The organism is Citrobacter sp. Cpo090, assembly GCF_030332665.1.
GTDB classification, from domain to species: domain Bacteria; phylum Pseudomonadota; class Gammaproteobacteria; order Enterobacterales; family Enterobacteriaceae; genus Citrobacter; species Citrobacter portucalensis.
Genome location: NZ_JAOWHK010000028.1, coordinates 141,059 through 154,926, shown reverse-complemented (window position 1 = coordinate 154,926; position 13,868 = coordinate 141,059). Strand labels below are relative to the sequence as shown.

Genomic DNA, 13,868 nt, shown 5'->3' with positions numbered 1-13,868 from the left:
AAGCTCCTGAGGTTCCCGCACTTGCCGCCTCGACGCTGCGCGAATGATTTTGTGTATTAACCAGTGTGTGCGAGGCGTTTTCACGACTCACGTCAGTCTGGCGCGGCACTGCTGCCACCAACGCCAGTTCGATAATTTCCTGTACGCTACAGCCACGAGAGAGGTCATGAAGCGGTGCGGCAAGCCCTTGAATCAACGGACCTACTGCGCGATACCCTCCCAGACGCTGAGCGATTTTGTAGCCAATATTGCCTGCCTCCAGCGATGGGAAGACCATCACATTGGCATTGCCCTTTAACGGACTGGCGGGCGCTTTTTGCGCAGCGACATCCGGAACAAAGGCGGCATCAAATTGCAGTTCTCCGTCCACGGTAAGCTGCGGGGCACGCTCACGAACGATCTCGGTCGCCTGCTGCACGTTAGCGACGTTAGGATGGCGAGCACTGCCATTACTTGAAAACGACAGCATGGCCACGCGCGGCTCTTCACCAGTGATCGCCTGCCATGTCTGTGCGCTGGCAATCGCAATATCCGCCAACTGTGCGGCGGTGGGCTGCGGCACGACGCTGCAATCGGCAAACCCTAATGACGGCCCAAGGTACTGCGGCAGCATCAGGAAAATTGACGACAGCGTTTTACAGCCAGGCTGTAGCCCGATAATGCGTAATCCGGCACGCAGCACGTTCGCTGTTGATGAGAGATTGCCCGCAATGCAGACGTCAGCTTTACCCGCGCTGACCATTGCCGCGGCGAACATCAGCGGATCGTTGAGTTTTTCCAGCGCATCTGCAGGCGTTTTATCTCCCGCGCGGGCCAGCCAGCGCAGCGCAAACTCTTCGCGCATTGGCTGATTGCTTTGCGGATCGATAACCTGAATGCCATCCATTGCCACCCGGTGACTGAGGGCAAACTGGCGCAGCGCAAACGGACTGGCGACGAGAATGGGATGTGCCAGACCGTGCTGGTGCAGGTAATTCGCCGCCTTCAGCACCCGGACATCCAGCGCATCCGGGAACACCACCCGTGCCGGTGAGCGTTGGGCGAGTTGACGAGCACGTTCAATGATCATTGCTTCTCCCCCAGTCGCTGTTGAATTTGGTTAACCGTCAGCGGATGCTTCGCAACGCTCAGAATCATCATCACGTAGACCGTACTGGAAAGGCGGTTGAGCGCCTGCATAATGTCCGGTCGCATAACCTCAAAACTGCGAGTGATGAACACCTGGGCCGCCACCGTCTCCGTTTCACGGACTTTAGTACGCAGCAGATTAAGCAGCGCGCAATCACGTCCATGACTGGCTTCAGGCACCAGATGGTCGTGGTCCAGATAGCGCAGCGGTTGATGCGAAAGACGGTGTAAATCTTCGTCACTTAAACCCACGACAGCTTGTACTGCCAGCGGCTCATCCATGGCGTCAGCGCGCATAATATTGCCCAGACGCGAGCGGATATCCGCCAGCCACGGCTGCCACGGTTCTGCCATCTCAATCTGCAACCACACGGCCAGGGCGATGGTGCTGTCCAGCGCGGCGCGAAATCCCAGCCGAGGGTCACTTTTGGCGACCATCTTGTCCGCGGTCAGATGCGTCAGGGTGTCCGGTTTCTTCGCCACCGGTTGATGGCACAGTTCGCAGCTGGCCTGTGGATGCGTATCACTGCTGGTTAATCCATGCACCGGCTGCGGCTGCTGTTCTTCGTCATCAATAAACAGGCTGCCCTGCTCGTCGATAAACTTAATACGCAGATGTCGGCTTTCCAGTAATTCCCGGGCAGACGGCGTCAGGCGAGCGTCAGCGGGGAGATGAATTTCAGCCCCTTCGCTGAGCGTATGATTCGCTCTGAGCCATGCTTCGGTAATGAAATCCTTCATACATCCGCCTTAGCAGGACTGCCAGTTCGCAGGCCAGGCCACATACAGAAATTTCACCGTCGATGGCGTACCAAATTCGATGCTGGAACCTTTCGGGATAAACATTACATCCCCGGCTTTTGCAATCATGGTTTCGCCTTCGTGGCGAACGTGCAGCTCGCCTTCCAGAATCATGTCGATTTCGTCGTAGTTCAGCGTCCATGGGAAAAAGGCGTTATCCCACTGCATGAACCCGGCGGCCATGCTGCTACCGTCCTGGTCGGTCACCAGATCGGTTAAGCCCACACAGTGCGGCTGCGCGCCGTCAAAACGACCAAACTTCACGCTGCTGCCATCGATGACTTTGACGCCGCCTTTGCCGGTCACCGAGTTAAAGCTCGGCTGCATTCCGCCCTGCTCCAGCGACTGCTTCTCCTTCATAACTTTGTCCATCAGTTGGGCGACCAGGCTTTCGGTAAACTGCCCTTCGGGTAACTGCGCAATGATGGTTTCGCGAATACGCTGGCTTTCCGTTTTGCCATCATCCACCGCAGCCGGAGTAGCGGCGGCGGTTGGCGCGGATTCATCGCATTCACTGATGGTAACGCCCAGCAGCTCCGCAACTTCGCGCGCCTCCGGGGTGATGATGCTGGCGCGCAGAACAACCGACATTTCCTGTTCGCCGCGTGCGTGGGCCGCACGAATATCGTTAGCTGTGATGAGTTTTTTCACCTGCCCTTTCCTCCTTTTGGCTGAGCTCAGTCAGATAATCCACCAGGTGCTGCACGCTGCGCGGGTCATGGCTATTGAGCTCAAAAATCGGCTCCTGAAACCCCATCCCACGAAGTAGTTGTCGCGTTGCGGCGACGTCGGCATCCGGCATGTCCGTTTTACTGATAACGGCGATTTGTCGTTTACTGGCGCCGATATCCAACAGCCCGGCAGGTAAGCGACTTTCTTTATCATTTGCCGCGTGTATATAAATCAACGTATCGACATCCTGCAGCGTGGTAATTAAGGCGTGATACCAGCGCGGATGGCTAAAATATTCCCCTGGCGTATCGATATCGCCATTTTCATTAAACTCCACGGCCTGTGTTTTTCTGGCGAGGGAATAATTCCCCTGTAGCGCATTAAAGAGCGTTGTTTTCCCCGCCCCCACCGTACCGACAAACGCAATACGTTTCATCGCCGCCTCTGATTAACTTTTTGTCAGGTTACACAAAGTGAAATTTAATAATCGACCCAGACCGCTTACCGTCTGTAATAACGCTTCTTCTACTGCGCCTACCGAGCCGTAGATCACCAGTGCACCGCTGAATCTATCGAGAAAACCGATATGTACATCCGCCGCCTTCATGGCTAAGTCACCGGCAATCATCGCGGTTTCGCCTGGCGTCAGCGTCATGATGCCGATAGCGCCCGCTTCGGGAACGCCGATCTTTTTCGCTAATTCCTCGCCGGGGTGCGCAATGAGATGCGCCAGCGTGACCTGTTTCCCCGGCACAAATTCCTGAATAATGCGTTCTTTTTCCATTGCTCACCGCCTCCGCTAAAACTGCCCTCATCGTGGCAATTTTTTGTCAGAGTAAATAACAAAATTCGGCAACCAGGTTTAAAAGGTGAAGTAGATCACTAAGAAAGGGAAAATAAAAAGGCGCGGGAGAAACCCGCGCCGGAAATAAATTAAAGTGAAATTACAGCGGCTGTGTTTGAGCTTCTACAACCGCCAGCGCCACCATATTAACGATACGACGAACAGAGGCGATCGGCGTTAATACATGAACAGGTTTCGCAACCCCCATAAGCACCGGGCCCACCGTTACGCCTTCAGAACTGGAAACGCGTAGTAAGTTGTAACTAATACGGGCCGCTTCCATATTCGGCATCACCAGAATATTTGCAGAGCCTTTCAACGGACTGTCCGGCATGCGGTCATTACGGATGCTTTCCACCAGCGCAGCGTCGCCGTGCATTTCGCCGTCAATCATCAACTCTGGCGCACGCGCCTTAATCAGCTCCAGCGCTTCGCGCATTTTGCTGGCCGACGGGCAGTCAGAGGAACCAAAGTTGGAGTGCGAGAGCAACGCTACCTTCGGTTCAATACCAAAGCGACGCACGGTCTCTGCCGCCATCACGGCGATTTCAGCCAGTTGCTCAGGCGTAGGATCGTCGTTGACGTAAGTATCGGCGATAAAGGTGTTACCACTTGGCAGCAGCAAGGCGTTCATCGCTCCGGCAGTATGCACGCCATCACGATGACCAAACACCTCTTTCACCACGCTGAAGTGCTCATGGTAGTCGCCAATCGTACCGCAGATCATCGCATCCGCTTCGCCACGCTGTACCATGATTGCGCCGATCACCGTGGTGTTGGCGATCACCGCACGCTGCGCCTGCTCCTGGGTAATCCCACGACGCTTCATAATCTGGTAGTACTCGCTCCAGTACTCTTTAAAGCGCGGATCGGACTCATTGTTGACGATTTCAAAATCGACGCCCGCTTTGATCTGCAGCCCCAGTTTCTGGATACGCATTTCAATAACGCTTGGACGACCGATCAGGATCGGTTTTGCCAGCCCTAACGTGATCAGCTCCTGGGTAGCATGCAATACGCGCGCCTCTTCCCCTTCGGTCAGCACCACACGCTTCGGCGCTTTGCGTGCCAGGGAGAAAATCGGCTTCATGAACAGGTTGGTTTTGTAGACGAATTCGGTCAGCTTATCGATGTAAGCGTCAAAGTCGGCAATCGGACGCGTTGCCACGCCGGAGTCCATCGCCGCTTTCGCCACAGCAGGGGCGATTTTGACGATCAGACGCGGGTCGAACGGTTTCGGAATGATGTATTCCGGGCCGAAGCTCAGGTCCTGATCGCCATAAGCAGAGGCCACCACTTCACTCTGCTCGGCATGCGCCAGCTCAGCAATGGCGTGCACCGCCGCCAGTTTCATCTCTTCGTTGATGGCCGTCGCACCAACGTCCAGCGCACCGCGGAAGATGAACGGGAAGCACAGGACGTTGTTAACCTGGTTCGGGTAGTCTGAACGACCGGTACAGATGATGGCGTCGGAACGCACCTCTTTTGCCAGCGGCGGCAGGATTTCCGGCTCCGGGTTGGCGAGTGCCAGAATCATTGGCGCACGCGCCATCTTCTTAACCATTTCCTGCGTCAGCACTTTCGGGCCCGAGCAGCCGAGGAAAATATCTGCGCCGTCAATAACATCATCCAGCGTGCGCTTACCATCATCCACCACCGCGTAAGCCGCTTTGGTTTCCGCCATGTTCGGTTCGCGGTCTTTGTAAATCACGCCTTTGGAGTCACAGACCACAATATTGTGTTTCTGCATACCCAGCGCTACCAGCAGGTTCATACAGGCAATCGCCGCCGCGCCTGCGCCAGACACCACCATGCGCACATCAGAGATATTTTTCTCAACCACCCGCAGACCGTTCAGAATTGCGGCAGTACTGATGATTGCCGTACCGTGCTGGTCATCGTGGAAGACCGGAATATTCATGCGTTCGCGCAGTTTTTGCTCAATGTAGAAGCACTCCGGCGCTTTGATATCTTCGAGGTTGATACCGCCAAACGTGGGTTCCAGGGCCGCAACCACATTGATAAATTTATCCGGATCGAGTTCATCGACTTCAATGTCGAACACGTCGATCCCGGCGAATTTCTTAAACAGAACGCCTTTACCTTCCATCACCGGTTTGCCGGCCAACGCGCCAATGTTGCCGAGACCCAGCACCGCTGTACCGTTGGAAATAACCGCAACCAGGTTGCCGCGCGCGGTGTACTTGTAGGCTGCCAGCGGGTCCTTTTCAATTTCAAGACACGGTGCAGCCACGCCCGGCGAATAGGCCAGCGCCAGGTCGCGCTGCGTTGCCAGAGGCTTGGTCGGAGAAACCTGGATTTTACCGGGTACCGGAAATTCGTGGAAATCGAGGGCGCTTTGTTTTAACTGGTCATCCATCTTGTTGTTCCTTTCACGTATCTATCAAAAAAGTGGCGCGGGTAACCATTCTACTGAGCCGCACATTATCACCTCAGTCAACGGCACAAACTTTGAAGGTCCCCAAACTCTCACCATTCAAAGAAAGAATTTGTTATCAATTTATAACAGCCATGTTACCTGCTTAATCCAGCAATACCATGCTTGTCTGCTATGCTTTTTGCTGACAACGCCCACAATTTTCCCAAAAGTGTGAATCACAACACGCATCTAACACTTTACTTTTCAAGGAGTATTTCCTATGACCCGTAAAGAGCTTGCCAATGCCATTCGTGCGCTAAGTATGGATGCCGTCCAAAAAGCTAACTCCGGCCACCCTGGAGCACCAATGGGGATGGCCGATATCGCCGAAGTGCTGTGGAACGATTTTCTACGCCATAACCCGACCGATCCCACCTGGTACGATCGTGACCGGTTTATTCTGTCCAACGGCCACGCCTCAATGCTGCTTTACAGCCTGTTGCATCTTTCCGGTTACGACCTGCCGATCGAAGAATTAAAGAACTTCCGTCAACTCCATTCGAAAACGCCAGGTCACCCGGAAATTGGCTACACACCGGGCGTGGAAACCACCACCGGACCGCTGGGCCAGGGGTTAGCCAACGCCGTCGGCATGGCCATTGCCGAGCGAACGCTGGCAGCGCAGTTTAACCAGCCAGACCATGAGATTGTTGACCACTTTACCTGGGTCTTTATGGGCGACGGCTGTCTGATGGAGGGTATTTCACACGAGGCTTGTTCGCTGGCGGGCACGTTGGGGCTTGGCAAACTCATCGGCTTCTACGATCACAACGGCATCTCGATTGATGGCGAAACCGACGGCTGGTTTACCGACGATACTGCAAAACGCTTTGAGGCTTATCACTGGCATGTGGTGCACGAGATTGACGGTCATGACCCTGAGGCGGTGAAAAAAGCCATTCAGGAAGCGCAGGCTGTTACCGATAAACCGTCGCTGATTATCTGCCGTACGGTGATTGGTTTTGGATCACCAAATAAAGCCGGAAAAGAGGAAGCGCACGGCGCTGCGCTGGGCGAAGAAGAGGTGGCGCTGACCCGGCAGAAACTGGGGTGGCATCATCCTGCTTTTGAGATCCCCAAAGAGATTTACCGGGCGTGGGATGCACGCGAGAAAGGCGAAAAAGCGCAACAGGGCTGGAAGGAGAAGTTCGCAGCTTACCAACAAGCCTATCCGGAACTGGCGGCAGAGTTTTCTCGCCGGATGAGCGGTGGACTGCCGAAGGAGTGGGAGGCAACAACCCAGAAATATATTACCGAGCTGCAGGCTAATCCGGCCAAAATCGCCACCCGTAAGGCCTCGCAAAATACCCTTAACGCCTACGGGCCTGTACTGCCTGAGCTGCTTGGCGGATCGGCGGATCTGGCGCCCAGCAACCTGACCATCTGGAAAGGCTCCTCCTCTCTTAAAGAGGATCATGCAGGAAACTACATCCACTACGGCGTGCGTGAATTTGGCATGACCGCGATTGCCAACGGTATCGCGCACCACGGGGGCTTCGTACCGTACACCGCTACGTTCCTGATGTTTGTCGAATATGCCCGTAATGCTGCGCGCATGGCGGCGCTGATGAAAGCCCGACAAATCATGGTTTATACCCACGACTCGATTGGTCTTGGGGAAGATGGTCCCACGCACCAGGCCGTTGAACAGCTCGCCAGCCTGCGCCTGACGCCTAATTTCAGCACCTGGCGACCATGCGATCAGGTTGAGGCGGCGGTAGGCTGGAAGCTGGCAGTCGAACGTCACGACGGGCCAACGGCGCTGATCCTCTCGCGGCAGAATCTGGCGCAGGTTGAGCGCACGCCTGAGCAGGTGCAGCAAATTGCCCGCGGCGGCTATGTGCTGAAGGATGGCGGCGGTAAGCCAGATATTATTTTGATTGCTACCGGTTCAGAAATGGAAATTACGCTGCTGGCGGCGGAAAAACTGACCGGCGAAGGTCGTAACGTGCGGGTGGTGTCTCTGCCCTCAACCGATATCTTCGACGCCCAGGATGAGGCGTACCGGGAATCGGTCCTGCCAGCAAACGTCAGCGCGCGCGTGGCGGTAGAAGCAGGGGTTGCCGACTACTGGTACAAATACGTCGGACTGAAAGGGGCGATTGTTGGGATGACGGGTTATGGGGAGTCGGCTCCGGCGGACAAGCTGTTCCCGTTCTTTGGCTTTACGGTGGATAACATCGTCGACAAAGCGCACAAGGTGCTTAACGCGTGATCCACAGCGTGGGCCAGGCATCTGGCCCATGCCAGTTATCACAACTTGGCTCCTGGGCATAGCGCACCAGGCGAAAACGTTGCCCGTCGTAGCGCCAGCGGGTCTGGATACCGCAATCTGCCAACCCTCGTCCTTTAGCGAGGGTAACCAGCTCCCGCGACTTCTCGTCAAACGTAGCGTTGGTCAGCTCCATATCGCGACTTTCCGCCTCCGTTTTAAAAGGCAGGCTTAACCGTACCGCGCGTGAAGTCAACGGAGTAGTACGTGAAACCACCCACGCCAGATCGATAGTGTTATACGCCCCGGCCTCACAACTAATCATAAGCAGCGCTTTATCATCCGTTAGGGCCGTGACGCGCATCTCGCGACGCAGCGGATCGATAGAGCAGCGAATACCGTTGATTCGCCAGTTACCATAGTCCAGCAGTTCACTGCGCTCCTGCTGTGTGAGAGGCGTTGGCGTTGGATTAATGACTGCTACACCTTTCAGCGCGGGGGCCGGAGGTACACTGAGCGGTGGCTCGTCGCCTTTTTCGATCCATGCGGTTTCACTCCCCACGCGTTTTTGCTGGGCGTCGATAAACAACAATGCGGCTTTTAGCCCGACCAACGACAGGTTTTGCGCACCTTTTTGCAGGGTAATCGCCTTCGCGTCCTGTACTGTTTGTAAAAATGCGCTAATGGTGGCGGGATCATCGGTCGTCAGCTGCCTGGGGGTAACACGCCAGTGCTCGCCGCTCAGCGAGAGCGGCGCACCATCCAACAGCAGACGCGGCGCAATATCGTTCTCTTTGACGTTAGAAGACTCCAGCCCGCCCAGCTCAATACGCAATACGGCATCGGTATGTGCCCCGGCGCTGCGGCTCAAGGTCATGACCAGGCCGTGGTGCTCTCCGGTATTGCGCGCCACGCAAAAATTTTGGTTATTACACGTCACCTGCCAGTCAGAAAACGCCTGTTGCGCGGGCGCAGCCCACAGCAAACAGGCTGGTAGCAACCCGAGCAGGAAAAGGAGAATAACGCGATAGCGCATGGACGGTACAACCCCGAAGTCAAAACACACAGCCTAAGCGGTATCTTCCTTGCGCGACTGATGTGGCTCAATAAGAATTGTCGGATTGGCCGTAAATTTGTAAAGAAATATAAATTCCGTGTATTAGTCCATGAGATGCGATGACTGCAAATAGTTCAGCAATAGCACCGTTTTACCGTCACGGATCTCACCCGTTTTAATCATTTCCAGCGCCTGTGTGAACGGCAGTTCCAGAACTTCAATATCTTCATCTTCCACACCACCACCGGCATTTGCTCGCTGGCTGTCACTGTATTGTGCGATGAAGAAGTGGATTATTTCCGTCACGCCGCCCGGCGACATGTATAACTCAAACAGTTTTCGCACTTCGCCCACTTCAAAGCCGGTTTCTTCAATGGCCTCTTTGCGAATGCACGCTTCCGGTTCGTCGTTATCCAACAGCCCGGCGCAGGTTTCAATCAGTTGACCATCTTCATTACCGTTGACCCAGGTGGCGACTCGGAACTGGCGGATTAACACCACCGTTTTCTTCTCCGGGTTATACAGCAGGATTGTGGCGCCGTTACCGCGATCGTAAACCTCGCGTTTATGGCGAATCACCTCCCCAGTGCTACGGGTCAGGTCATAGGTGATATTGCGCAGGATGAAGTAGTTATCGGAGAGGACTTTATCTTTGATGAGGGTAATTTTTTGCGACATACCGGCTCCACAGCAAGAAGTGAGAAATAATACTACGCCGTGAAACCGGGTTTGTCTTGACCTTAGGCTAATGAGATTTGACTGATTTTACGCCCAGCCAGTCGACGATCCCCTGGGCAGCATGCCGCCCTTCCGCCATGGCCGTCACCACCAGGTCCGCACCGCGTACCGCGTCGCCACCGGCAAAGATTTTCGGGTTACTGGTTTGATAACGGTATGCGCTTTCAACATCGGCGGCAATGCGCCCCCAGTTATCGACCTTAACGCCATGCGACTCCAGCCACGGCATGCCGTGTGGGTGAAAGCCAAACGCCATAATCACCGCATCTGCGGGCATGACAAACTCACTCCCGGCGATGGGAACCGGGCGACGACGGCCCTGCGCATCAGGTTCACCAAGTTGGGTACGTAAGAAACGCACGCCGCTGACTCGCCCATCGGCATGCAACACCAGCTCAACCGGCTGAACGTTAAACTCGAAGTTTGCTCCTTCTTCCCGAGCGTTCTTCACCTCTTTTTTCGAGCCGGGCATGTTGGCCTCATCACGGCGATAAGCGCAGGTCACCAGGCTTGCGCCGTGGCGTAGCGCGGTACGCACGCAGTCCATTGCCGTATCGCCTCCGCCCAGCACAACCACGTTCAATCCTGCGGTATCGATAAACGGCTCTTCAGGCAGTTCCTCCAGCCCCATCACCTGCTTGGTGTTGGCAATCAGGAACGGCAGCGCATCATATACGCCAGGCGCGTCTTCATTTGGCAGGTCCGCCTTCATGGAACGATAGGTTCCTACGCCCACAAACACGGCATCGTAATCCTCCAGCAGCTTTTCAAGCGCGACATCCTTACCCACTTCGCAGTTAAGCTCAAAATGGATGCCCATGGCGCTGAAGATTTCACGGCGACGCGCCAGCAGCGATTTGTCCAGCTTAAAGGCCGGAATACCGAACGTCAGCAAACCGCCAATTTCAGGATGGCGATCGTAAACGGTGGCGCTGACGCCGCTGCGCGCAAGCACATCCGCACAGGCCAGACCCGCCGGACCCGCACCGATGATGGCAACACGCTTGTCCACTTTCTGCACATGGCTTAAGTCCGGTCGCCATCCTTTACTCAGCGCCCGATCGGAGATGTAACGCTCAATATTACCGATGGTGACTGCGCCATGCTCGCTACGCACCGTGCATGCCCCTTCGCAGAGTCGATCCTGCGGGCATACACGTCCAGTCACCTCCGGCAGGCAGTTGGTTTGGTGTGAAAGCTCAACCGCCGCGTCAATATTCCCGGCTTTGACCAGTTCAATCCACTGCGGAATATGGTTATGCAACGGACAGGTCCATTCGCAGATACTGTGGTCGCCGCATTTCAGGCAGCGAGAGGCTTCGCGCTCCACCTGCGCCGTACGAAACGGCAGATAGATCTCTTCAAAGCTGGTTTTCCGGGCCTCAATCGCCAGTTTATCCGGTTCACCACGCGCAGGCGTCGCCTGCATTTGCTCACGTTTGGTGATGACATGTGGAACAAAATCGGTAGTGCTGGTATGCCATGGCTGGCTTTCCAGACTTGCGGTACGCAGCCTGCGCGCTTTTGACAGACCGGTAAGCGAATTTTCCGTCACCAGTTGTAACGCCTGCGCCGGACAGTTCTCTACGCAGGCGGGTCCCTGTTCACGCCCCTGGCACAGATCGCATTTGTGCGCCGTGGCTTTCACCTTCCCTTTGGCGACGGGAGTGAGTACGATCTGCATCGTGCCGAAAGGACAGGCAACGACGCACGATTTACAGCCAATGCACTTTTGCGGGTTCACCTGAACGCTGTCGTTATCATGGCTAATTGCCCCGTTTGGGCAACTTCTGGCGCAGGGTGCATCTTCGCAGTGGTGACAGGTCACCGCGCTGCGCTGCTGCTGATGCTTAATGACGGTAATTCGGGGCTGAAAATGCCGTTGGTTCAGAACATGCTGTTCGCCATTGTGAGCCATGACGCAGGCGACCTCACAGGCATGGCATCCCAGGCACTGCTGGCTATTGACCATAATAAAACGATTCATGGCTTCCTTCTTTTTTGGTTGCAAAAACCTTATTCTTTATAAGAGTGTTATTAACCGACACGGAAGGAAGCGGCAATGTTCATTTGCCCAGGAAGCACAACTATTTATCCAGAACCTGTGGCAGATCAATTTATTTCATCGCATATGAAATTGTGTTTCAGTTACCATCCAGTTTCATGGCGTTTTATTAACATTTATCAAATACACCGCATTGTTCACGCTGTTTTCAGGCGCGACGTGTATTGTGTGAGGATGCACAAGTGACGGTAAAGCGTCCGGTCTCGGCCAGTCTGGCTAAAGCTTTTTTCTACATAGTGCTGTTGTCAATTCTCTCAACGGGTATTGCGCTGCTCACGCTGACCAGCAGCTTACGAGATGCCGAAGCCATCAACGTTGCTGGCTCATTGCGCATGCAAAGCTACCGTCTGGGTTACGATCTACAAAGCCAGAGCCCGCAGCTTAATGCCCACCGCCAGCTTTTCCAGCAGGCGCTAAACTCGCCAGCACTACAGAATCTGAACGCGTGGTATGTGCCACAAGCGGTAAAAAGCCGCTATGGACGTCTGCATGCTAACTGGTTGGAAATGAACGCACGCCTGGTCGACGGCGATTTAAAATGGTACCAGGCCAATATCAACAACTACGTCGATCAAATCGATCTCTTCGTGCTGGCGTTGCAGCATTATGCCGAGCGTAAAGTAATGCTGGTATTTGGCATCTCGCTGGCGGGCGGGATCGGCATATTCACCCTCGTCTTCTTTACCCTGCGGCGCATTCGCCAGCAGGTGGTGCGTCCACTGAATACACTGGTGATGGCCAGTCAGCAAATTGAACACGGTCAGTTTGATATCCCACCGCTGGATACAGGTTTGCCCAATGAACTGGGGTTGCTGGGCAAAACGTTTAGCCAGATGTCGAGTGAATTACACAAGCTGTATCGCTCACTGGAAGCGTCTGTTGCCGAGAAAACTCACGATCTCCACGAAGCCAATCGCCGTCTGGAGGTGTTGTATCAGTGCTCCCAGGCGTTAAATACCAGCCAGATTGACGTGCACTGCTTCCGCCATATTTTACAGATCGTCCGCGAACATGACGCCGCGTATTTCCTTGAGCTCACCGTCGGTGATAACTGGCGGATTAGCGAAGGGGCTAAAAGCCCCGAGCTGCCGATGCAGATCCTGCCGGTCACCATGCAGGAAACCGTCTACGGCGAACTGCACTGGCAAAGTCCCAACATCAATGCTTCTACTCCGCTGCTCAACAGCGTCTCCTCGATGTTGGGACGCGGGTTGTACTTCAACCAGGCACAAAAACATTTTCAGCAGCTGTTGTTAATGGAGGAGCGAGCGACGATTGCACGCGAACTGCACGACTCGCTGGCGCAGGTGCTCTCTTATTTACGCATTCAGCTCACGCTGCTGAAGCGTTCAATTCCGGAAGATAACGCCCCGGCGCAAAGCATTATGGCGGATTTCTCCCAGGCGCTGAACGATGCCTACCGTCAGCTACGCGAACTGCTCACTACCTTCCGTCTGACCTTACAGCAGGCAGACTTACCCTCCGCCCTGCATGAAATGCTGGAAACGCTGCAAAATCAAACCTCAGCTAAACTCACACTCGACTGTCGGTTACCCACCCTGGCGTTGGATGCGCAAATGCAGGTGCACCTGTTGCAGATCATCCGCGAAGCGGTGCTGAACGCCATTAAGCATGCCAGTGCGAGCGAAATTGCCGTCAGCTGCGTAACGGCTCCGGACGGCAACCACACGGTTTATATCCGCGATAACGGCATCGGCATTGGCGAGCCGCATGAGCCTACAGGGCACTATGGACTCAATATTATGCGTGAGCGGGCGGAAAGACTAAGCGGCACGTTGACCTTCTCTCAACCTTCCGAAGGGGGAACGTTAGTGAGCATCAGTTTTCGTTCGGCTGAATCAGACGGTGAGCTAACGTAAAGAACCGCAAAGCGCCGTCGGGTCTGGATCC

Annotated in this window: 10 protein-coding genes and 1 pseudogene; 2 read left to right on the top strand and 9 right to left on the bottom strand. The window is 54.9% G+C overall.

All coding sequences use genetic code 11. From position 1 onward, the window contains the following. Window positions 1–58 precede the first annotated feature (58 nt). The 6 genes and pseudogenes from pta to maeB form a co-directional block, all read right to left on the bottom strand. Window positions 59–1,069, bottom strand: a pseudogene (gene pta / locus OGY83_RS12315) (phosphate acetyltransferase); the annotation flags it as partial. Beyond that, window positions 1,066–1,869: an ethanolamine utilization cob(I)yrinic acid a,c-diamide adenosyltransferase EutT gene (eutT, locus tag OGY83_RS12310; protein ID WP_286635972.1), complete on the bottom strand. Its 804-nt coding sequence runs from the start codon at window positions 1,867–1,869 to the stop codon at window positions 1,066–1,068. The gene eutT and the pseudogene pta, both read right to left, overlap by 4 nt. Before the next feature lie 9 nt (window positions 1,870–1,878). After that, on the bottom strand, window positions 1,879–2,580 hold the full coding sequence (gene eutQ / locus OGY83_RS12305) for an ethanolamine utilization acetate kinase EutQ (RefSeq protein ID WP_286635971.1): 702 nt from the start codon (window positions 2,578–2,580) through the stop codon (window positions 1,879–1,881). Further along, on the bottom strand, window positions 2,558–3,037 hold the full coding sequence (eutP, locus tag OGY83_RS12300; RefSeq protein ID WP_003037998.1) for an ethanolamine utilization acetate kinase EutP: 480 nt from the start codon (window positions 3,035–3,037) through the stop codon (window positions 2,558–2,560). The genes eutQ and eutP overlap by 23 nt, the downstream gene beginning before the upstream one ends. A 12-nt stretch (window positions 3,038–3,049) precedes the next feature. Beyond that, window positions 3,050–3,385, bottom strand: coding sequence for an ethanolamine utilization microcompartment protein EutS (eutS, locus tag OGY83_RS12295; protein WP_003037995.1), 336 nt, complete (start codon window positions 3,383–3,385; stop codon window positions 3,050–3,052). A gap of 160 nt (window positions 3,386–3,545) precedes the next feature. Beyond that, on the bottom strand, window positions 3,546–5,825 hold the full coding sequence (maeB, locus tag OGY83_RS12290; protein ID WP_003838520.1) for an NADP-dependent oxaloacetate-decarboxylating malate dehydrogenase: 2,280 nt from the start codon (window positions 5,823–5,825) through the stop codon (window positions 3,546–3,548). A gap of 280 nt (window positions 5,826–6,105) precedes the next feature. Between maeB and tkt the strand changes: the two genes are divergently transcribed. Continuing rightward, the gene (gene tkt, locus OGY83_RS12285) at window positions 6,106–8,100 is read left to right on the top strand and encodes a transketolase (RefSeq protein ID WP_286635970.1); all 1,995 of its coding nucleotides are present in this window, start codon (window positions 6,106–6,108) and stop codon (window positions 8,098–8,100) included. On the opposite strand, the gene OGY83_RS12280 is transcribed toward tkt, so the two are convergent. From OGY83_RS12280 to aegA, 3 genes are all read right to left on the bottom strand, one after another. Beyond that, a complete protein-coding gene (locus OGY83_RS12280) occupies window positions 8,090–9,133 on the bottom strand; it encodes a DUF1176 domain-containing protein (protein WP_286635969.1) in 1,044 nt (347 codons plus the stop codon). The genes tkt and OGY83_RS12280 overlap by 11 nt on opposite strands. 123 nt (window positions 9,134–9,256) lie before the next feature. Beyond that, on the bottom strand, window positions 9,257–9,832 hold the full coding sequence (gene nudK, locus OGY83_RS12275; protein ID WP_003838513.1) for a GDP-mannose pyrophosphatase NudK: 576 nt from the start codon (window positions 9,830–9,832) through the stop codon (window positions 9,257–9,259). Between the two features lie 67 nt (window positions 9,833–9,899). Beyond that, window positions 9,900–11,879: a formate-dependent uric acid utilization protein AegA gene (aegA, locus tag OGY83_RS12270; RefSeq protein ID WP_286635968.1), complete on the bottom strand. Its 1,980-nt coding sequence runs from the start codon at window positions 11,877–11,879 to the stop codon at window positions 9,900–9,902. A 260-nt stretch (window positions 11,880–12,139) separates the two neighbouring features. Here aegA and narQ point away from each other — a divergent pair, with 260 nt between their 5' ends. Beyond that, the gene (gene narQ / locus OGY83_RS12265; protein WP_286635967.1) at window positions 12,140–13,837 is read left to right on the top strand and encodes a nitrate/nitrite two-component system sensor histidine kinase NarQ; all 1,698 of its coding nucleotides are present in this window, start codon (window positions 12,140–12,142) and stop codon (window positions 13,835–13,837) included. The last annotated feature ends 31 nt before the right edge of the window (window positions 13,838–13,868 follow it).

Excerpts from the sequence above, each read along its gene's own strand:
- eutT (WP_286635972.1), bottom strand. The coding sequence starts at position 1,869 with ATGAAGGATTTCATTACCGAAGCATGGCTCAGAGCGAATCATACGCTC.
- eutP (WP_003037998.1), bottom strand. The coding sequence starts at position 3,037 with ATGAAACGTATTGCGTTTGTCGGTACGGTGGGGGCGGGGAAAACAACG.
- eutS (WP_003037995.1), bottom strand. The coding sequence starts at position 3,385 with ATGGAAAAAGAACGCATTATTCAGGAATTTGTGCCGGGGAAACAGGTC.
- maeB (WP_003838520.1), bottom strand. The coding sequence starts at position 5,825 with ATGGATGACCAGTTAAAACAAAGCGCCCTCGATTTCCACGAATTTCCG.
- tkt (WP_286635970.1), top strand. The coding sequence starts at position 6,106 with ATGACCCGTAAAGAGCTTGCCAATGCCATTCGTGCGCTAAGTATGGAT.
- OGY83_RS12280 (WP_286635969.1), bottom strand. The coding sequence starts at position 9,133 with ATGCGCTATCGCGTTATTCTCCTTTTCCTGCTCGGGTTGCTACCAGCC.
- nudK (WP_003838513.1), bottom strand. The coding sequence starts at position 9,832 with ATGTCGCAAAAAATTACCCTCATCAAAGATAAAGTCCTCTCCGATAAC.
- aegA (WP_286635968.1), bottom strand. The coding sequence starts at position 11,879 with ATGAATCGTTTTATTATGGTCAATAGCCAGCAGTGCCTGGGATGCCAT.